The organism is Deinococcus planocerae, assembly GCF_002869765.1.
In the GTDB taxonomy this organism is placed as follows: Bacteria; Deinococcota; Deinococci; order Deinococcales; family Deinococcaceae; genus Deinococcus; species Deinococcus planocerae.
In genome coordinates, this window is the sequence record NZ_PNOR01000051.1 from 1 (window position 1) to 20,041 (window position 20,041).

Annotated in this window: 16 protein-coding genes; 14 read left to right on the plus strand and 2 right to left on the minus strand. The window is 66.9% G+C overall.

Features of this window, described 5'->3' with window-relative positions:
- The first annotated feature begins 574 nt into the window (after window positions 1–574).
- The 8 genes from A7B18_RS19365 to A7B18_RS19405 all read left to right on the plus strand — a co-directional run bounded on the left by A7B18_RS19365 (window position 575) and on the right by A7B18_RS19405 (window position 8,071).
- Window positions 575–1,774, plus strand: a complete 1,200-nt coding sequence (locus A7B18_RS19365) for a hypothetical protein (RefSeq protein ID WP_102128329.1) — start codon at window positions 575–577, stop codon at window positions 1,772–1,774.
- A 398-nt stretch (window positions 1,775–2,172) separates the two neighbouring features.
- Window positions 2,173–3,246, plus strand: a complete 1,074-nt coding sequence (locus tag A7B18_RS19370) for an LOG family protein (protein WP_102128330.1) — start codon at window positions 2,173–2,175, stop codon at window positions 3,244–3,246.
- Between the two features lie 99 nt (window positions 3,247–3,345).
- Complete coding sequence (locus A7B18_RS19375; protein ID WP_102128331.1) at window positions 3,346–4,689, plus strand: hypothetical protein; 1,344 nt, start codon at window positions 3,346–3,348, stop codon at window positions 4,687–4,689.
- Window positions 4,690–4,840: 151 nt separating this feature from the next.
- On the plus strand, window positions 4,841–5,566 hold the full coding sequence (locus A7B18_RS19380) for a hypothetical protein (protein ID WP_102128332.1): 726 nt from the start codon (window positions 4,841–4,843) through the stop codon (window positions 5,564–5,566).
- 39 nt (window positions 5,567–5,605) lie between these two features.
- Complete coding sequence (locus A7B18_RS19385; protein ID WP_102128333.1) at window positions 5,606–5,926, plus strand: hypothetical protein; 321 nt, start codon at window positions 5,606–5,608, stop codon at window positions 5,924–5,926.
- A complete protein-coding gene (locus tag A7B18_RS19390; protein WP_102128334.1) occupies window positions 5,923–6,318 on the plus strand; it encodes a hypothetical protein in 396 nt (131 codons plus the stop codon). Before A7B18_RS19385 ends, A7B18_RS19390 begins: the two co-directional genes overlap by 4 nt.
- A gap of 923 nt (window positions 6,319–7,241) precedes the next feature.
- Complete coding sequence (locus tag A7B18_RS19400) at window positions 7,242–7,553, plus strand: hypothetical protein (protein ID WP_146009600.1); 312 nt, start codon at window positions 7,242–7,244, stop codon at window positions 7,551–7,553.
- A 50-nt stretch (window positions 7,554–7,603) separates the two neighbouring features.
- On the plus strand, window positions 7,604–8,071 hold the full coding sequence (locus A7B18_RS19405; RefSeq protein ID WP_146009601.1) for a hypothetical protein: 468 nt from the start codon (window positions 7,604–7,606) through the stop codon (window positions 8,069–8,071).
- Here A7B18_RS19405 and A7B18_RS19410 read toward each other — a convergent pair.
- A complete protein-coding gene (locus A7B18_RS19410; protein WP_245872983.1) occupies window positions 8,004–8,618 on the minus strand; it encodes a hypothetical protein in 615 nt (204 codons plus the stop codon). The genes A7B18_RS19405 and A7B18_RS19410 overlap by 68 nt on opposite strands.
- Entirely contained in the window at window positions 8,608–10,500 is a 1,893-nt protein-coding gene (locus A7B18_RS21625; protein WP_146009602.1) for a hypothetical protein, read from the minus strand. Before A7B18_RS21625 ends, A7B18_RS19410 begins: the two co-directional genes overlap by 11 nt.
- Window positions 10,501–10,631: 131 nt before the next feature.
- Here A7B18_RS21625 and A7B18_RS19420 point away from each other — a divergent pair, with 131 nt between their 5' ends.
- The 6 genes from A7B18_RS19420 to A7B18_RS19445 all read left to right on the plus strand — a co-directional run bounded on the left by A7B18_RS19420 (window position 10,632) and on the right by A7B18_RS19445 (window position 19,669).
- On the plus strand, window positions 10,632–10,976 hold the full coding sequence (locus A7B18_RS19420; protein ID WP_102128339.1) for a hypothetical protein: 345 nt from the start codon (window positions 10,632–10,634) through the stop codon (window positions 10,974–10,976).
- A gap of 68 nt (window positions 10,977–11,044) precedes the next feature.
- The gene (locus tag A7B18_RS19425) at window positions 11,045–11,437 is read left to right on the plus strand and encodes a hypothetical protein (protein ID WP_102128340.1); all 393 of its coding nucleotides are present in this window, start codon (window positions 11,045–11,047) and stop codon (window positions 11,435–11,437) included.
- Between the two features lie 8 nt (window positions 11,438–11,445).
- Window positions 11,446–14,103, plus strand: a complete 2,658-nt coding sequence (locus A7B18_RS19430) for a VirB4 family type IV secretion system protein (RefSeq protein WP_146009603.1) — start codon at window positions 11,446–11,448, stop codon at window positions 14,101–14,103.
- Window positions 14,104–14,252: 149 nt separating this feature from the next.
- Entirely contained in the window at window positions 14,253–15,299 is a 1,047-nt protein-coding gene (locus A7B18_RS19435) for a hypothetical protein (RefSeq protein ID WP_102128342.1), read from the plus strand.
- Window positions 15,299–16,756 carry a hypothetical protein gene (locus A7B18_RS19440; RefSeq protein ID WP_102128343.1) on the plus strand — a complete coding sequence of 486 codons (1,458 nt, stop codon included), beginning with the start codon at window positions 15,299–15,301 and terminating at the stop codon, window positions 16,754–16,756. The genes A7B18_RS19435 and A7B18_RS19440 overlap by 1 nt, the downstream gene beginning before the upstream one ends.
- Before the next feature lie 78 nt (window positions 16,757–16,834).
- Complete coding sequence (locus tag A7B18_RS19445; RefSeq protein WP_102128344.1) at window positions 16,835–19,669, plus strand: type IV secretory system conjugative DNA transfer family protein; 2,835 nt, start codon at window positions 16,835–16,837, stop codon at window positions 19,667–19,669.
- Window positions 19,670–20,041 lie beyond the last annotated feature (372 nt).

Below are 20,041 nucleotides of genomic sequence, written 5' to 3' on the forward strand. Positions count from 1 at the left end.
GGTTGGAACGGCCAGGAACTCATCTGCCAGAATGCGGACGCGCTCCCCCAGAATCTGTGACGTAGACACTCCCAGATTTTCTCGGCTGGGAGCGCTTCCCCGTCGTTATGCAGGTGCAACTCCTGAGTTTTCATCGGGTTGGTCCAGTGGTGGCCCTGAAGGGCTTGGCGGGGATCAGTGGGGTCCGGTGAACCGTTTACCCCCGTTTATCCCCGAAGGCTCGCAGGAAGGCTCGCAGGGGCCAGCACGGCTCACATCTGTGACGTGTAGACGAATGGCACTCCCTCTGCCGTAGTCCCTGGCACCGATCTACCTCCCCTGCTATGCTCGATTCACCAACAGGACCCCTGTTGAACCCACCGGCCCGGCAACGTGCGCGGCGGACCTCATGCCAGCCTCCCTCGCGGAGGCTACCCGGCTCACCCGGGCCCTTCAAGTGCAGCGGCACCCCACATTTGCAGGTGTGGAGTGCCACCGTTTCCTTCCCGCGCGGGAAGGGGTTGTTTCTCTCCGAGACTCGCGGTCAGGGTCGAGGGGCGATCAACCCTCCTGACGGCGAGCGAAAGGAAACGAGATGAGTGTACAGGATGCGGCGGTTTTCCCCGTCAGCCTCGTCGAGCTGCTGGCCCGTGCTCGCCAGCAGCCCGGGGTGAACATCGACGAGAAGCTCTACGGGGCGCTCCTCGCCCACGAGGACACCACCGTGTGGCTCCAGGCGATGGTGCCCCTGGCCTTCAAGAAGGGTGCGGCCGTCAAGGCCGTGCCCGCCGCGAGAAGTCAGTGGGAATCCAAGGCCCGGGACGTGGCCATCCGCGCCGTCTTCGCCACGGCGAAGCATGTCAAGGAAGGTGACGTCATGGTGCCCGGGCGCGGCAAGGTGTTTGTCCGTCGGGACGACATGCTCCAGCCTAGTGTCCATTACGGTCTGACCCAGGGGGACGTGGATTACACGGCACTCGCCGCGCTTCAGCGTCTGCACGGCGTGGGCTACACGCTCGACGCCGAGGAGATGCAGGCGCAAGCCGATGCTGCTGACGCCCAGCGGGACTGGGCACACGCCGAGCACGAACTGCAAGGTGTGGACGCCGACCTCAAGGCGCTCGGCATCTTTGCCGACAACGCCGAGGACGCCGCCGCGCAACTGGTGGCAGCGGGGAACCCCGACCCCGAATTGCTGGCCCGGCTCGAAGCCCTGGTCCGCGGCCACGGGGGCAATCCCATACGCGATTACGGAACGTTTCAGGCGCAGGCCTGGTACGAGCCGGACCCGCAGCCGGGCAGAAGCGTGCAGCCCCGCGCCCTTCACCCCAGGGTGGAAGAAGCGCTGGCCGGCGCCCTGTTCGTCACGGGTGACTGGGAGAGCCTCCGGGTGCCCCGCCCCCTGAAAGCCGAGGCGTTCGACCGGCTGGTCGAACTCTTCACCGCCGCCTTGAAGCGCAAGCAGGTGCCGGTGGTGGCCGCCGACACCGACGACCTCGTCGGCAGGGCTGCCGTCATGGCCGCCCGCCGTCTCGGCCTGAAGACCGTGGCCGTGCAACTTGCCGGGTGGGAGTTCAAACCTGCCCGGATGCAGATGCGCTGGTGCGAGCGTACGCCCAGCGGTGTGGACGTTCCGGTCGCCCGTGCGGAACTGCAGGTGCGTCTCGCCGAGCTGGTGGGCGAAGTGTGCAGCCTCGGAGAAGTGGACGACATCCTCGCCCACAATCTCACCCGTCAGGGCAAGCCCAGGGCGGCGCTTGACGCCTCCTGGACCAGGCACAACGGCCTGTACTGACCCCTCCCAGGGCCTCTTGGTCCGCCACCCCCATGCAAGACCGGGGGGCGCGAGGCGCGGATCCCCGGCGAGGAGTACAGGAATGTCCCCCAAAATCGAGGCCCTGCTGGGCCTGCTCGGCAGGATCGGCTGCGGAGTGTTCGCCCTGTTCATCTTCCTGGGGTACTTCACGGTGCCAAGGGAGTGAACGCATGAGTCTGCCAGCCGCAGCCGTGGCGACCACCCTGCTCCTCTACGGAGCGTGCATCGGCTTCTCCCTGTTCTGGCGGACCTTTTTCCGCAGGTAAGCTGCCGCGGCGCTTCCAACCACAGTTCTCTTCCGGGCGTCCGCGCGCCCGTCACCCCTCTGCAAGACCGGGGGTGTGACGCGACACGCGCCCCCGGCAAGGAGACCTGCGATGGACAAGACGATCCTGCTGGGCGACCTCACCGCCCTGCGCCCCAGCCACCCTGGCGTGACCGACTTCCTGACCGGGAAGTTCGTGATTGCCGGAACCGGACACCGCCCCGACAAACTCGGTGGGTTCGGCCTGGAGGCACTCGAAGCGCTCATTGAGGTTGCCAGGGGTTACCTCCTCAAGCTCAGGCCTGACGTCGTCATCACGGGAATGGCGCTCGGCTGGGACACCGCCCTGGCGGCCGCCGCTCTCGGGCTGCGGATTCCCTACGTCGCCGCCTTGCCCTTCCCCCGCCAGGCCTCGCGCTGGCCGCAACTCGACCAGGAACGCCACCTCGGACTCCTGAAGCGTGCCGCGCTGGTGGTCTGTGTGGGTTCGGACGACCTGGCCGATGCGGACATCCGCTCCGCGATGCAGTGGCGCAACGAGTTCATGGTCGACCATGCTCACCTGCTCCTCGCGTGTTTCGACGGCAGCGCCGGTGGCACCGCGGGCTGCGTTAAGGATGCCGTGGAGCAGGGCAAAACGGTCGTCAACACTTACCGAAAGTGGGAAGAGGTGACACGCTCGATGCAGGCCGAGCAGGTCGTGACCGCCGCAACGGTTCACCACCCCGAGTTCGGCAGCGGTGTCCTGCGCGGTAAGACCGAGATGAAGCACGGCCCGTGCCTCATCGTGGATTTCGAGCACTGCACCGCCATCGTCCCCGAGGCGAGCGTGCGTGAGCAGGCGAGGGCAGCCTTGGAAGGAGACCTTCCGAGGATCGTCCACCCGAAGTTCGGAGAAGGCACTGTTCTCCAGAAGGTTGCCACCGTGCTGGGCGAGATGACCCGGGTGTCTTTCGAGAGTGGACCCCGAACGCTTCTGACCCCCACGGAACGACCTACGAGCCACCCTCTCCGCGAGCGTGCGCCAAATCCTCCGGCCTTTGAGATCGGGCAGCAGGTGGCCCACCCCATTTATGGACGGGGTGACATCGTCGCCGTCAGCTCGACTGCGCTGGGAGAAGCCGCGACCGTCGCTTTTCCGAGCAGCACCCAGAAACTCCTGATGACCAGCCTCCAGCCGGTCTAGTTCCAGCAAGGGCCAACTTCCCCCGGGACAGCGCGCGTCCTCAGCCTCCAGTTCACCGGGGGCGCGGCGCGACAGCGACCCTCGAAGAGGAGTACCCACATGGCCACCGCCACCCTGACCTCCAAGCTCAACAGCCGTACTGCCGCTCCTGCCTTCACCACTCCCGCGGACGACTTCGAACTCGCCCGCCGAACCGCCGAACAGGACTTCGTCCTGCTCAGTGATGCGGAAACGCTCCGGCTTGCGGGCATCCTGGCGAGCGAGGACAGCACGGCACTCCAGAAGGAGTACGCCTACACGCTGCTGCACCGCGCCCTCAGTCCCATCGCACTGCTGGCGGCACGTGAACAGGCAGGGAATTTCGTCAGCTTCTCCGCTGCCCACAGCGCCGCGCTGATCAGCCTCTGGCGCGTCGTGCAGCGCTGGGATCCCAAGCGAGGCATGAGACTCTCCGCCTTCGTGCGCTTCACGCTGCCGGTCGAGCTGGAACGTGAACGCAAGGAAGCTGAAGCCATCAGCCGCAGCGACTGGTCCCATATCGCAGTCAGGGCGGCGATCCACGAGATCATTCAGAGCGGCCATAACCGCCCCTTCATGACCGCCTACAGCGACACCCAGGGTGAAACCCTTGCCCCCCTGCTCCGCCGTCCCGGTCTCCCCGCCCCGCTCGTGCTCCGCTTCCCGGCCCACACCACCGTCAGCCTTCAGGCGGGCCTCACGGTGCGGACTCCCCCGGAGAAGGTCGAGAACGGTGCCGGCAAACCCCAGCCCAACCCGCTGCTGTCCTGGTTCTCCGGCCACAAGTCCATCACGGTCAGAACCTTTCCCAAGCCCCGCAACTGGCCCCGCAAGACCACGCGTGCCAGGACCGGGTACAAGGTGAGGCAGTTGCAGGACGTGGGGGAAGCCTTCCGCTCCACCGTGTTCGGCAGCAAGTTCACCTCCCGCTTGATGCAGACGCGCGTCTTCAGTCGTCCTCCACGACCCATCCGTGAGGAAGACGTCACGCCCCGCATGGTTCAGGACGTGATGCGCCAGAACCGCAAGCTCAAAGGTCAGCCCTTCGACGAGCAGGCCTGGAGCGTCACGCGAATCGGAGCCCTGATGGACGAGCTGTACACCGTCACCTCCTATGACGTCACCATTCAGGACGACGAAGGAGATGAAACCCGCTTGATCGATTTCCTTGCCGCCCCCGATCAGGTCGACGAGGAGTTCCCTGAAGAAGAGTTCGATCCCGAGCAGGTGCAAGACGCCGCGCGGATCACCGAACGCCTTCAGAAAACGGGACTGTGGGAGATCGCGATGAAAATCCCCCTGCACAGGTTCCTGCTCGCCTACCGCGCTGGCCGCCCCGGGTTCTGCACGCTGTGCTCCCGGTACGGTATTCGCGTCAGGCACGCCACCGAGATCATGGGGGCCATCGAAGCGACCCTTCGCTGAGCCTTTTCCCAGAAGTTCCACCCGCAACCTACTGCTGGTTGCCAACGCGTACTGCTCGCGTCGCCCTTCAATCTCCGGATTGTCGGGCAACTTTTTTTGGGGCCTGGAGAGGGACTTGACAGCGGCACCAGGGTGTTGAGAAGGTCCGGGTATGGACGAGCAGAAGATCATCACGCGGTACCTGCAGGAATATGGCCTGCTGGGGGTCTACATCGACCACACGCCGCACGGGGACTATCCGCTGCTGCATCTCCGGGGGCGGCTGGACCTGGACCTGCTCATCGAGACCCCTCACCTCGGCCGGGCGGCGGCGCAGACAGGCACGCTGGCCGGCCTGTGGGCGGGGGAGCAGGTCGGCGTTCACACGGCACAGCCAGGCGCCCTCGAGATCGAGTCCTCCCATCCGGAGCTCGCGGACCTGATACGTCAGCACGTCACCAATGCGGCCCAGGACATCCAGCGCGCCTTCCGTCTGGTTGATCTCCTGGAGGGGCCGGACCACGGGCTGGAAAGCCTGACGTTGCGGGCCGAGCACCCGGAATGGGAGGAACCGCTGGACCTGTCCCGGCAGCTCGGCACCGCGACGCCGCTTGAAGGAGGCTCGCAAAGCCTCTCACGGGATGAGCGGCTCGACCGGGCCCGGGCCCTGCGGGGCCAGACGGTCATGGATACCTTCGACGTGCGGGCGCTGCGGCAGGCGGAAGCCGAGCAGGAACGCGTGTTGCTGCACTTCCCGCCTCCCCGGGACAGTGAGCAGGACCCGGAACCTCGCCTCTCCGACGAGGACGTCCAGGCGCTCGCGTGGCAAGAACGCCTGCTGCGGGTGGAGGGTGCGGGCGAGCCGGGGGACCGGCTGGAGGACGACCTGCTCTTCTGAAGCGAGGCGTCCAACCTGACCTGCACACATGCTGGGGACGTGAGCACCAGGCTTCTCCGGATCACCCGCCCAGCGCCGCTGCTGCCGACCGAGTGCGCCCTGCAAAGTGAGGATGAACTCTCCTCACATCTGCGGGCGCACATCGTGGCTTTTACGGCTGCGCCCGAGGCGCAGGCGATCGCGCGGGCCCTCTGGTCGCAGGGGGAAGTCAGGGACAGCCTGACCCGGACGCATTACCTCTGCCGGGAGGCGACGGGGGAGCTGACGGCCTGCCCGCACTGTGACCAGGCCGTGCCCGAGGTGGTGCACGGCGGGGTGAGAAGCGCCTGGTGCTCGTGCCTGCAAGGAGAATGGCTATGAACAGATCGCTGCTGCTCCCGCTGGCCCTCGCGCTCACGGCGTGTGGGGCGGCGGGCTCCGGTTTCGAGAATCCCTTCGGCGCTCCCCAGGTCCCGGCCCTGACCCTGACCGTGACGCCCCCCACGCTCACCCTCGCGCCCGGCGCCACGGCACACGTTGGCGTCGCCGCCTTCAGTGGGAGCGTTGCCCTCGGGACACCCGTGCTCGAACCGGTCGAGATCGCGGGGATCCGCGCGATCCCGGACGCCAGCGGCATGACCGTCAGCGTGAGCGGGAGTGCCATCCTCGGCAGCTACAGCCTGCCCGTCCGGGGCCTCTCCAGTCGGGGGCAGGGCCAGACCGTGCTCGACGTCGTGGTGGGGTCCCGGCAGGCCGGAGGGTCGGGCCAGTGAACGGGATGCGTTTCCTGCTCGCCTGCCTAGCGCTGCTGCCCGCAGGGGCCCTCGCCTCGACCAACCCCTACCTGGGAAACAGCAGCACGCGGACGTACTACCTCGCCGAACTTGAGGACTGTCCGGGGAAGCTGGATATGCAACCCGGTGACCTGTGGACCCTCACCTTTCCCGACAAGCTGGCGGACGCTTTCGTGACCCGCAACGGCCTCGTCGAGCGTCGCTTGCAGGACAACCGGCTAATCATCGCCGTCGTGGGGCCCAGTGGCAGCACTCCGGCACTGGTCCTGACCGAGGACGGCCGGGCCCCGCTCTTCAGCATCACCATCCAACCCGGCCCCGGGGGACGGAACAAAAGCGTCATCGTCAAGCCCGGTCTCCCGCCGGGCGGCTCCAGGTGCGGGGCCGCGGGCAGCGCGGCGCCACGCACGGCGGCGGTCAGGGCCACGACGCCCACCCGCGTGGTGAGGTCTGCCCCAGCCCCAAGCCGCCCGACCACCGCCACCGTTCGCCCGCCCGTCGCCACGCCGCCGCCAGCCGGGAGGGCCATCACCCCGTCCACCCGTCCGCCCGTCAGGGAAGCCGCCCGTGTGCCCGTGACCGCTGCGACTTCCACCCCGGCCAGGGCGGTTTCCGCCCCGGCTCCCGCGAGAACCACCGGGCGTGCGGTCACGCCACCGACGCTGCCTGCCCCAGCCAGTCCCACGCGGGCGAGTTCCAGCCCGGCTCCTGCAGTAGCCACCACCCGTACGGTTGCGGCACCGCCGGTTTCCGCCCCCACCCCCTCCACCCGACTGACGGCCAACGCAGTCCCGGCCACACCCCTTTCCCGCGCAACCACGACACCACTGGCCTCTGCCCCGGCCAGACCTGTCCGGATGGCCCCCACTCCGGTCCTGCCCCCCTCCGCCAAGCGTCTTCCCGTGTCCGTTCGGACCCAGGGGCCTGGGGCACTGCGCGTCTGGGTGGTGACCGGGCAAAAGCAGCGGGGCGTCCTGACGTTCACGCTGAGCAACTCGCTGGACTCGGGCGTGGTCCTGAGGCGGGAAGACCTGCACGTGGCTCAGGCTTCGGGAAGTGGCAGCGGCGCGCTGGTCATCCCGGCCGGACAGACGCTGACCTTCGACGTCGCGCTGAAGGGTCCCCTGCCGCCCGTGCTCGGACACCTCACCTGGTCGGGAAGCGTTGTGGGAAGCAGGGAGGGCTTCGAGATCAGCGCCCTGCTCGCGCTGTGAACCAGGGCTCTCTTCGGGCCGCACTGCAACGCCTCCTCGTGTGGCGAGCCGTGCGGCCCGGTTCCGCGCTGTTGCCCGTCCTGACAGACACGTTGGAACAAGCGGGGCTCGCCATGCGGGTTCCCACGGCCATCGGTCCGGGCCTCACGTTGTCCCGGCAGGCGCGGCAGTGGTTGGAGGTTTCCCCCGCTGTCACGAGTGAGACGGTGGTCGCCAACACCCTGTACCTGCAAGACGCCGTGCTGGCCCTCACCGCGGCGGGCTACCGTGACCTGCGGCCCGGCCGGGGCATCTTCCTGGTGACGACCGGGCCGGGCGGCGCGCCCTGTCCGGTCCTCGGGCGCTTCACCAGCGGGGGGTACAGCGGCAGGCGTGTGCGCGAGCACGTCGAGCGGCTGGAGCCGGACCTGCTGAGCGGACGTGCCCGGCTGGTCGTCGTCCACCCGGACCCTACCCGGTTTTCCTACCGCCACCCGCGGTTGCAGTTGCTGCACGTCCCGCCGAGGTGGTCGTCGTGATGTCCACCACCAGAAAGCTCCGCCCGGCACCGCCGTGACGCTCGGCGAGGTGTGCGGTGCGGGCACGGGAAGGCGTGCCCCAGACCAGGCCCTGGAAGGTCCGCCGGTCGCTGAAGGCCTGGAACTTCTCACGGGTGATCGCCGGAGGGTACCCGCCGTCGTACTCCACCGCGACGACCTGACCGCCCGGTCTGCGCCACAGGGCGTCCGGGCGGGAAGTGCCGTGGCCCTGCGCCCGGTTCCACTCCTGCCGGGGTGCCCCGAGCAGGTACCTGAGTTCCGCCGTGCTGGCATCGTGTGCCAAGCTCCAGGCGGGCTCCCAGAGCAGCCGCTCGGGCTCGCGGGTGATGAAGGTGGTTCTCTTGACCGGAGAACTGTTCGACAGCGGCTTGAACTGCACCTCGCGATGCGGAAAGTGCGAGAGGACGGTCTCCTCCCGCACCTCGTAATGCCGGACTACCTGCGCGAGGGTCAGGACCCGGTCCACCTCCAGGGCCAGCGCCACCTGCCTCAGGCGGATAGGGGCAGGGGTGAACTTACTGCCCATTCCCCTCACTGTTCCGGCGCACCACGATTTGCAGCGTCGTTCCCTTCGGCAATTCAGCGACGTTCACCAGAGAAGCCTTGCCTTCGGGAAGTTGCAGCGATCCCAGCGCGCCAGCGCCCGTGAGCATCCAGAAGTTGGGCGTGTTGGCGGCGCTGGAGGTCACCACGCTGCCTGTCCCGCCGACCCCGGTCTGGACCGTGACGTTCCGTTGGTTCACCATCGCGTCCACGAAGGCTTTCGCGCCACCGAAAAAGCCCGACATCAGGGACGACACGAGGTTCGGGGCTGTGGGTTTGACCTGCGTTCGCACTCCTGGCAAGCCGTCGGGGCCGTAGGCGTCCGCCACCAGGGGGTACTCGCGGTTCCCCTGCAACACGGTGTCGAAGGTCATCTGAATCCGGCCCTGAGTGTCGAGTTGAGGCGTTCCGCGCCAGGTCGCCCCGTCCTCGGTCTCCGCGTAGACCGGCAGGCCAGTGGCCATCCCCTGAACGGCCAAGGCCCCCACCAACAGCTTGGCGGCCAGCGGCCGTCCCACCAGGTAAGGCGCAGGAGCTTCCGCTGGTGGGGTCGTTGCCGCACTTTCGGCGGCACCCTGGAGCGCCGCGTCACCCGTCCCGGTCATGCCACTGAGACTGTAGGAGGAGGCCGTGCTGGTGCCTGCTCCCGAGGATGTGGTGGCCTCGGACGTTGAACTCCCCTGCATGGAGAGCAGCCCCAACACCTGGGTACTGTTCTCTGCCATCGGGGGACGCTGGTCGCTCTGTTCCTGCGCGCCGGACGCCGTGGATCCGGGCGCACCTCTTCCCTGGGCAGCGGCCAGGCTGACCAGCCCGGGAGGAGTAGGGTCCGCTGCTGCCGTGCTGCTCAGCCTGTAGCGGGCGGAACTTGAAGAGTTGCCGGACTCCGAAGTCGCGGTTGCCGCACCGGCGTTCGCCGAACTCAGCCCGTAGCGGCGCGATGCCTCGCCGGACGTACCCTGGACGGCGCTGCTGCTCAGCGCCCACGGACGCGCCTCGCCGCCGGTGGTCCCACTTCCCGATGTGTCCCGCGAACCGCTGAGCGCCGGAGGAGCCTGCACCGCCTGGTCCTTCGGCGTGCGGGCCTGGAGCGGCGTCCTCTGGGGAGAGGTATGACGAATGACGATCGGTGCGCTCAGATGCGGTACGGGCGCGACCGGAGAAGACGGCAGCGTCGTGGGCCCGACCGGCATAGGCGGGCCCACGACGGTCGGTACGGTCCCCTCCTCTACCGGCGTGAGGTTCACTGCGGGGGCACTGGGACCCGCTGATGAGGCGTCCTCCACGCCCAACCCTGTCGGGTCTACCCGTGCGTCCACGGGGGGTGCGTCGGGGCTCGGTTGGATGGGGGTGGTGGGCACCGTGTCCTCTGGGGCAGGCACCGCGTCGCTCTGGACACGCGGCGTGGTCTGCGGCGAGGCCACGGCTCCCTCGTTCGCCGGCACCACCGGGGGCTGCTCGGCCACCCGGCTGGCGCTGACCTCGTCTCCGGAAGGGACCAGGACATAGAACGCCACAGCCGCAACTGCTCCCGCTCCGAGCAGCAAGTTCCGCACCAGGGCCGTGTTGGGCGCCTCGTCACCATTGACCGTCTTCTTCTGGAAGGGGGCCTTGAGCCAGCCGAGCACTCCCGTACGTGCGGTGGCGCGTGTGGCCTGGCGCTCGACCAGCTCGCTGCTCAGCAGCTCGTCCGGGTCGTATCTCAACCCCGAGAAGTCCTGCGCCAGGCCCGGGTCCTTGAGGTTGAGCTCACGCACCAGCGATCCCCACTCCTCCGAATCGGGAGGTGGCAGGTGCTCCACGTCCACACCGTGGTTCACAAGCTTGGGCCGCAACGCTTCCAGCCGTTCCTGATCGATCTGCATGGCCGCATCTTCACCTCGGCTCAGGTTGGACGCCTGGGCGCAGGGCGCCTCGGCGGCCCCTTCCAACCTGAGCCGCACCCACCATGTGCCGCAGGAGGTCAACCGTGGGCTTCCGAGGAAAAGGAGTGGATATGAAGACTGCCCTGCACGCCATTCGCCCGTACATCCCGGGCCTCCGGGATCTCCTCTTCAGCCTGGGGCTGTTGTTGGTGTTCTTCTTGTTCAATCAGGTGGCCGCACAGACCATCGATGGCGCTCTTGGCACGAATGTCACCAGCAAGGGCTGCAACTTCGTGAAGAGCGTCGAGACCAGCATCGCTTTGAAGGTTTTCTGTGGGGGCGTCGTGCTTTGGGGCATCATCAAGTTCATTCCCACGCGCAAGGACGGTGTTGGTCAGATGCTGGCCGGAGTCATTGGCTTTTTGGTCGTGAGTAAGTTCACGAGCTTTATGAGCACCTTCGGCATGAACTGCTGATCAGGGCTACTTCCCCACCTGGCCTCTCGCTTCAGCAGCCGGGGGCCTTTTTTCTCAGGAGACCTCCCGTGAACAACTGGCCGCAACTCGACGACCTGCAGTTCGAACGGTTGGGCATGAGCCGCAACGCCCTGTTTCTGACGGTGTTCGTGGCCTTTGTCCTCTACCAGGTCGTGGACCATTTCAGCAAGCCGTACCTCCAGGGCGCCGCAGGCGTCGTCCAGCTCGCGCCGCTGTTGGGCACCGCCCTTTTCTGGTGGTTCGTGCTGATCCCGAGGGTTCGCCGATGGAGCGAGACGCTCCCCCGAGGCTACTTCCAGGGCTTGAGCGACTACTACCTCTTCAATCCACAGAACCTGGAAATCACCAATGACCCCATACCCCTGCCGCTGTATGTCAAGGCCCGGCGCAAGCCCCGGCGCGCCTTGCGGAGCATCGTCCAACCTGGGCCGCGCCCATGATGCCCGCCATGCTGTCCAAAGTTCTGACTCATTTCCTGAAAAGGCCCTCCCCGGAGGCGCCTGTCCAGAAGCCCGCCCCGGTGTCGTCCGCGAAGGTCAGGAAGCCTGCACGGGTTGCGCGGCCGGTCTCCGGCAAGAGCCTGATCGAGCAGTTGCCCTGGGCCGAGCCCGACGACGGTGCCGTGTTCCTGCGCGGGGGCGAGCGGCTGTGGTTCGGGTTCGAGATCCAGCCGGCGACCGCCGCGCAGGTGGACTTTACCCGCGCGCAGGCCCTGTCCGAGGGCATCCGCGTGATGCTCAACCAGGCGATCTCGATGGGCGAGGGCGGGCGCCTGGTCGTCGAGCGCGTGCCCGCTCCCGAGGCCTTTGTGGAGTACTTCCTCCAGGGGCAGCGGGCCACCACGCCCGACCCTCTGCTCCACCGGATCATGGAGGCCGAGCACGAGGACCTGCGGGGTGCCCGGCTGCGCGGGGAGATCACCGTCACCCGGTTCTTCCTGACCTTTTACGTCAACGTGCCGAAGCGTCCCAAGGACGTGCCACCCACCGAGGCCGAGTACCGCGCACAGATGGCCCTGGTTCGCCGGAAGCGCACCAACCTCCTGCACCGGCTGGAGGGGCTGGGCCTGAACCCCACGGTGATGAGCAACCGCGAGATCAAGTGGCTGATCTGGAGGTACCTCAACGGGAACCTGGCCGCTGCCCATCCGCCGGCCTTCACCTCCCAACTGGACTTCCGTGACTTCGACCCGGACGACCTGAAAAAGGACCGCTCGGCCGCCACCCTGACCACCCGCTACCAGGTGGCGGAGACCGAGATCGGCACCGATCACCCCGGGTACCTCACGATGGGTGACCGCCTGGTCGGTGCCATCAGCATCGGCAAAGGTGGTAGCGGGACCGGAGTGCACATCATCGACAACTTGCTGGAAGCGCTGCAAAACAAGCACTTCTACGTGATGGTGGATTTCGAGCACCTCCAGCAGGGGACCGAGAAGGCCAGGCTCGACACCGCCGTGGAGGAACTCGAGGGCATGGTCGACAGCCCGGTTATGCGGGCCGGGGAGGGGACCAGCGCGAAGGCGCGCAAGGCGCGTGAGGCCATCCACGAGGCGGAGTACCGGGGAAAGCATTTCTGGCGCCTGGGCTTCACGACGGTGCTGTATGCCCGCACGCGCGAGGAGCTCACGGAGATGCTGGAAAAGACCCGCAGCGAGTACTCGCTGATGCAGGGGGCGCACGCGATCATCAGCAATGAGCAGTTGCGGCGGACCTTTTTCGACGTGATGCCCTTCTCGCGGCAACTCACCATCCACCGCGTCAAGGGGCACTGTTCCAACGTCGCCGACGCCTTTCCTAAAATCAGCCCCTGGATGGGGACCCTGGACCCCATGATTCCCCTGCGCAACCGCCACGGGGGGCTGACCGGACTGAACCCGAAAAAGGGCGGGACGAACTTCGGGATGATGGTGATCGGCCAGTCCGGCGGCGGCAAGAGCGTGTGGAACATGAACCTGCTGCTGAGCATGGTGCCCTCGGGCGTGCGGGCGTTCATCCTCGACCCCAAGCACGACTATGAGGAGACCACCTGGTCGTTGCGCGGGCAGGTGATTTCCATCAGCGCGACGGCCCGACTCCCCGACGGGCGTCCGGTGAGGATCAACATCTTCGACCCTACCCCCGGCGAGGACCAGCCCGGCCCGGAGAAGACCGCCTTCATCATCGCGGTGTTCCGCACCCTGGACCTGGTCCCGGACCGCATGCATCAGGCGGTGTTGGAAGCCGCCCTACAGCAGTTCTTCCTGCTCAAGTCACGTCGGGTTCCGGATCCGGAGAAGGTCGGCGCATACCGCGAGGTGTACATGGGCGGCCGGCTGCGCGACTTCGTGCAGGTGTTGAGCACCCTCAGCCGCATCGGCTCCGAGGGCATTCACGACAAGCCGCACTTCCTCCAGATTCGCGACAGTCTCACCGCGTTGTTCCAGTCCTACCTCGCGGGACAGGGCGGCGTCCTGGGCGAGTTTCTGGACGGCTGGACCACCGTGGAAGTCGACGCTCCGTGCGTGACCTTCGACGTGTACAGCATGTACAACGACCCCACCCTCCGGGCGCTGGGCATCCTGCTCATCGGCGAGTTCATGTTCCAGCAGGCGGCCCGCACCGCTGGGACGAAGATCGGCATCTTCGAGGAGTTGGGCGTGCTGGCCCACATCCCTGAACTGGAGCAGCTCGTGAACCGCTGGTTCAAGACCGGCCGCAGCCTGGGCATGATTCCGGTGGGCACCTCGCAGGACGTGAAGGACTTCGAGAAATTGGGTGGCCTGATCAACAACAGCGCCTGGGTGGTGATGAGCGCCCTGGGCGCGGGCGAGATCGCGGGGCTCCAGGAAGTCATGCACTTGTCCGACAAGGTCGCCGAACTCGCGGCCTCCTTGACGTTGCGGCCCGGCGTGATGGGCGAGTACCTCGTGCTGCAAAAGGTTGCCGACAACGTGCATGTCGGGGACGTGGTGCAGCTCTGGATGAGCCCGGAAAAGCTCTGGACGGTGACCACCCAGGATGAGGAGAAGACCAGGCGGCAGACGTACACGCAACGGCTCGGCGGCCGCACCGAGGCCATCTTGCAACTCGCCGCAGAAGTCCGGACCAGGAGGAAAGTCGCATGAACACTTCCACCCCTCACGTGTCCGGTCCCGGGAGCGAAGCCTTCATCCGGGAAAGGCAGCTTGCTGGGACGCTTGCAGGGACCCCTGCCCGGAGCACGGACTTCCCTGCGGGGAGGCCGTCGGTGACCCGGGCACCTTCTCGCCGGTTCGTGACCCTCGGCGTTGCGCTCAGCCTCGCCCTGCCGTCGACGGCTCATGCCCAGGACCTGGGGAGTCTCACGGATCTCCTGCAGTCGGGCGGCCTGATGAGTTTGATCGGCATGATCCCGGGTCTCAACTTTCTCGCGGGCCTCGGCCCGCTCACGGACATCCTGAAGATGATTCCGGGCCTGGACACGCTGCTCGGGCAGATTCCCGGCCTGAGTCAGTTGCTGGACCTGATCGGCCTGGGGGGAGGGTCGAACCTCGGCCCGCTCCTCGGGCAGATCCAGCAGGTCCAGAAGTGGTTGACGGCCGCGCGGCAGATTCAGGATACGGCGAAGAACATCATCCGCCCGAACAACTACACGGACTTCGTCGCCAGCGCGAACAGCGTCATGCGTCTGGCGGGCGTGAACCAGGTCTTCAGCCAGGGCCAGTACCAGCAGGACCCGCAGGGCGTGGCTCAGGCGGCCATCGATGCCCTCACCGACCAGCAGCGTGAGGTGCTGGGTCGCCTGCGTACCGCGATGACGCCTGCCGAGGCCGTCGCGGTGCGCGAGCAGGCCGCGGGACTTCAGGATCTCAAGGCCAGGGTTCAGCGGAACGCCGACAACGCCGAGGCCCAGAGCAACACGCAGAGCCTGACCAAGGAGACCCAGGACCGGGCGCTCGACGCGCTGGACTACTCGCAGGGGGCGGCCCAGGCGCTCAAGGACAACAAGAAAATCGAGGACATCAGCCGGATGGTGGGTTCGGCCTCGCTGGAATCCCTGCGGGTCAGTGCCCTGAACAGCGCCGCGCTCACGGCCGCGCTGGCCAACCAGACGAAAATTCAGGTGGCGCAGGCCGAGACGCTCGGACAGATGCTGGAGGAGATGCAGCGTTCGCGGCTCGACAAGGCGAACGCCATCGCCCGAATGATGGAAGCGCAGCGGCAGCAGGCCAGGCGTGAGGCCCAGCGCCTGCGCAACTACAGCCGCAACCTCACTGATGGCATGGGCAGTGCCGTGAGCGGCGCAAGCCTGCGTGGAGTCGACCTGCTGGGAGGGCCGTGATGCGGCGCCTGTGGTGCGTCCTCGCGCTGCTGTTCACCCTGGGGGCGCCCGCCCTGGCCGAAAGCGATCCCGGAGCGGGGGGCCTCAGCCCCATCTGTCAGACCATGCTGGAGCGCAACGCACCGGCTCAAGGGGGAAGCCGCATCAACCTGGAGACCTTCGTGCCCGATCCCGGGTGCTGGCTCCAGGCGAGCATCAAGGACATCAATGACGTCAACCTGTTCACGGTCACGGCGGCCATCGCCAAGTTCATCGTGGTCGCCAGCGTCCTGTGGGCGCTCCTGACCTCCATCGGTCGCGGAACGGCCACGCCATTCCTGCGTGCGCTGGCACTGGGCTTCGTGGCCTTTACCGCGGCGAACGCCTACACCACGAAAAGCGGCGTTGGCTGGGTCGCGGCGGACTGGGCGATGGGCGCCTGGCAGACGGCTTACGTCGGAAGCGCGCGGGTCGGTCAAGCCATGCTGGACCAGCGCATCCTCGCCAAGACGAAGGAACTGGACGAGAAGATTTCCAACTACGTCGCGATCAGCATGGACATCCAGGCCATCGCCACGCAGAAGGCCCTCTTCGGGACCAAGGCGGACCCCAATACGCTGGAGACGGCTTACCAGGAGATGCAGAAAACCGTCGACAGCGGGAGCAACATCAAATCACCCCTTCCGAAGTCGGCCTACTCGGCGGCGTACTTCCTCACGCTGGGCATCTTCAGCGTGTTCGCGATCCTGGTGTACAGCAGCGGCATGATGGTGGTGATCAGCGTGCTGGCCCTGCCCATCGTGCTGGCCCTGACGACCCTCGGGTCACGACAGTTTCTCCAGACGGTCGGCGTGATCTGGCTGTCCAACGTCGTCAGCATCCTGATCATTCCAGTCTTCATGGCGATCCTGATGACCACCATGCTCACCAGCCCGGTGCAGAGCCTGAACGCCAATCTGCAGTACAACATCGAGATCGGCACGCAGATGTTGACTGAGGTCAAGCAGCGGCTGGACAGTTGCAGCGGCGTCCTCTTCGTGGCCTGCCGAGCGGTGGAGGGGATCGGTGCGGTCATCGACGGCTTCACCCAGGGTCTGGAGAGTGCCTTCATGGGCGTGGGCGTCGCCATCTTCGCCATCATCGTGGCCTTTTCCGTCGCGGTCTCGCAGTTGCGGCGCATCCCCGCCACCGTCGAGCGCATCCTCGGCGGCCTGGGCGGTGGGGAGTCGAGCGGTGTGTTCACCGACTTCAACAAGCGTCCCAGGGAACGCCGGCAACGCGCGGCGGCAGACGCGAGCACCCAGAAGACACCCGCCCTCGCCCCGCCGGCCAGCAGCGGCCCGAAGGTGACCGTCACGCAACTGCCCAAAGGAAACGGCCTGCCCGGCGGCGGCGTGACGGTCCCCAATCCCAAGGTGATCCTCGCGCAGGCCACCACCCGCTCCGTCCGGGGTGCCCTGCCTCCCCCGAAGCCCTGAACCCCGCCTCCTGCGCCCCGCTGCCTGAGTTCCGGGGCGCAGTGTCTTTCCCCGGTCCCCTGAAAGGAGCCCTTCCCCTTGTCCCACGCTTCTGCCCCGGCGGGCACCGTTCAGCAGAGTCAGGGGGTCCGCACCTTCCCGGTCGGCTGGCTGCTGCTGTTTCTCGCCACGCTCCTCGTCCCCGGCTACTTCGCCGTGCACACGGCAGGGCAGGTCTCCCAAGTGATGGTCGCCAAAGGCTGGCCGGCAGCCCTGCACAGCCAGACGTTCCTGCTCGACTGCGTCCTGAGCCAGGCCTGCAACGCGGCATTCCAGCAGGGCTTCGCCCGCCTCTTCCCGCTGTGGTCGCTGGCGTTGCCCGCCGTGGGACTGGTCATCTACGGCTTCAAGGCCCGGCCGCGCACGTACGCCACCAAGGACCCCGGCCTCGCCTGGTGGGCCCAGGCCGACGATCAGGGCCTGAACCAGTACCGGACGCATGACCCGACGAGGCCGGAGAACAAGCTGCTCGGGTACCTCGGCCACCTGCTCAGCGTGGGCCGCGAGGGCAAGATCGAGTACCGCAAGACCTTCCCGCTCTACGTGCGCATGGCGGCGCTCGCCGAGAACGTCCTGGTGCTCGGGGGGGTGGGGGCGGGCAAGACCCGCGGCTACTTCAGACCGCTGATCATGCTGGCCGCCCACCTGGGGTTCACGGTGATCGTCTTCGACTTGAAATACCCACAACCGGACTCCGGCTTCTTCGACATGATCGGGTACTGGGTCAGGCGGCGGCGCAGGGTGATGATGTTTACCCCGTTCAGCCCCAACACGATGCGTCTGCCGCTGCTCGACAGCATCGAGGACTACGCCAGCGCCCTGAGAATGGCGACCACCATCATGCCACCGCCGGAGTACGGCCAGGAGCCCGGCAAGCACTACCGGGACCGGGACCGCGGGGTGCTTGCCGCCTTCCTGCTGTACCTCGCCAGGAGCGACACGCCCAACTTCAGTGAGCTGCTGCGTATGGCGCAGTTCACGCCGAACGAACTCAAAAAGTGGTTCGAGGACCAGGCCGCCTTCGACGAGAACAGCGAGGTGGTCCTCAACCTCAAGGGCATCTTCGCGCAGGGGAACCAGGAGGTCGCCTCGGTCCTGCAGGGCATCAAGAACGCCCTGCGCATCTTCTACAACCCGATGGTGGCGCGGGCGACTGAGAGCCTGGTGGGCGAGAACATCGACGTACGCGCGGCCTTTCGCGAGCCCACTCTGCTCTACATCGGCATCCAGCAGGAGTACATGATGGAGGGCGACGGCGTGGTGCTCCTCCAGCTCGTCAAGCGATTCATCGACCGCGACCTCCAGCGCGAGGCGGCGGCCCAGGGCGGCGTCCTTAAAAGGCACGCCGCGTATGTCCTCGACGAGTTCCCTTCCTTCGGACAACTGCCGTACATGATGCGCTCGCTCGGCGTGCTGCGTTCCTACAACGTGTCCCACCACATCGGGGTGCAGAACCTCGCCCAGCTCGCCGTGGTCTACGGCGACAACTACAGCAAGGCCCTGACCACCAACGTGATCGGCCGCAAGATCTTTTTCCCGCTCGCGGTGGACGACGAGGAGCGCGAGATCTTCTCGCAGTATGTCGGCAAGACCACGGTGTACGACATCAGCGAGGGCGATACCCGTCGCCGCTTCCTGGGCACCTCCCTGGACGAGACCACCCGCCAGAGCATCGGGCTGCGCAAGATCGCGGTGCCGTTGCTCGCCCCCGAGGAATTCCCCCACTTCCGACCGATGGAGGCCGTCATCAAGGTCCGCGGAGCCAACCCCATTCGCACCTTCATGCCCGCCATCGAGGACCCGTTCCTCGACGGGCCAGGCATCCCACGGGGCATCCCGAACCGTCTGCACGAGCTGTACCGCCAGGTCAACCCGGGGCGGGAGAACATGGCCCACGTCACCCAGCAGATCATTCGTTCCGGCATGCTCGGCACGGCCACCACGCCGGAGGAGGACTTCAGCGCGCAGCAGCACGAACGCTTCCGGACCTGGGTGAACGAGGTGCTGGAGAGCGGCGCCCGGGTCCGCTTCAGCGCGAGTGACCGCGAACGACTATATGTTCGGACCGCGGACCTGCCGGAGGCCCTGAAGGAGGGGCGGACCTTGCAGAGCTTCTACTCCCGTGGTTGGACCGGCAGGGCGGACTCCGACGAACTGCGCCTCAAGCCCGAGGGGCTGGCGCTGCTGAATCGCGACCTGCGCCTGCGGCTGAACAAGCAGGCGACCTTCGGCGCCCTCGACCTGTGGCTGGAGCAGAACGGGTCTATGGTCGAAGGTCACGAGGCCCGCGAGGCGCTGGGGCCGGACGAACGCCCGGAGGTCCAGGCGATCCTGGAGGGCGAGCGGGTGTACTTGCGCTTTCTCCCGTGCCGCGACCTGTTCGGGGCGGCGCCGGAAGCGCTCGCCAAACGCATCGGCAAGAGTCAGTACATCCTGATCGACCGCCAGGACCCCTCGGGCTTCTGGAACGCGCTGCAAGATGTCCGGGTGAAGGAACGCGAGCAGGACCCGGCCCCTGTCGAGGGGGAAGACGTTCGCCCTGCATCACGCAAGGCCGCGAAAAAGCGCCCCACCGGCAAGCCCTGGACAGACGATGAGGAGGAAGCTCGCCAGCAGGAACGAATGCAGGAAGCGGCCCCGTTCCCACAAGAGACCCAGGGGTCCGAGGCTGTAGACCGCCGCCCGGGCCCGCGCAAGACCACGAAGAAACGCCTGGCGGGCAGGGTCTGGACGAGCGAAGACGAAGAGACGCGCAGGCAGGAAAGCGGGCAGGCAGCCGACCGGCTCCCGCACGAAACTCTGGGTACCGAAGACGAGGACGGCCCGTCGTTGTGGCAGACCCTGGAGAAACACCGGGCTCCCAAGGAGGGTTAACAAGGGAAGGCACGGTCCCGGGCGCTTCAACCCGGGGCCGCTTTCGTTGTCCTGCCACAGGCGCACAGCTCCGCCTCCCCAGTGTGCCGCGCAGGGCCGAGGTGCCCAAAGATGGGAACGTTATCTCAGCCCTTCTCAGGCACGTTGAGCGGCGTGACGGTACATCCAAGAAGCAGGGATTGCCTCCCGACACTCCCCGGCTCTCCTCCCGGGGAGCGCTCTATTGTCAATGTCGGCTTCGTCGTGGGTCTCCCTCGCTTTTGGTGACGCGGGCCGCCGGGCGTCAAGGCCGGTAAAGCACCCTGGCCTTGAGAAGGTCCAACCCTGCCCGGCCGTACATGCTTCGCTTGATGGTCTTGAGCCGATTCACCT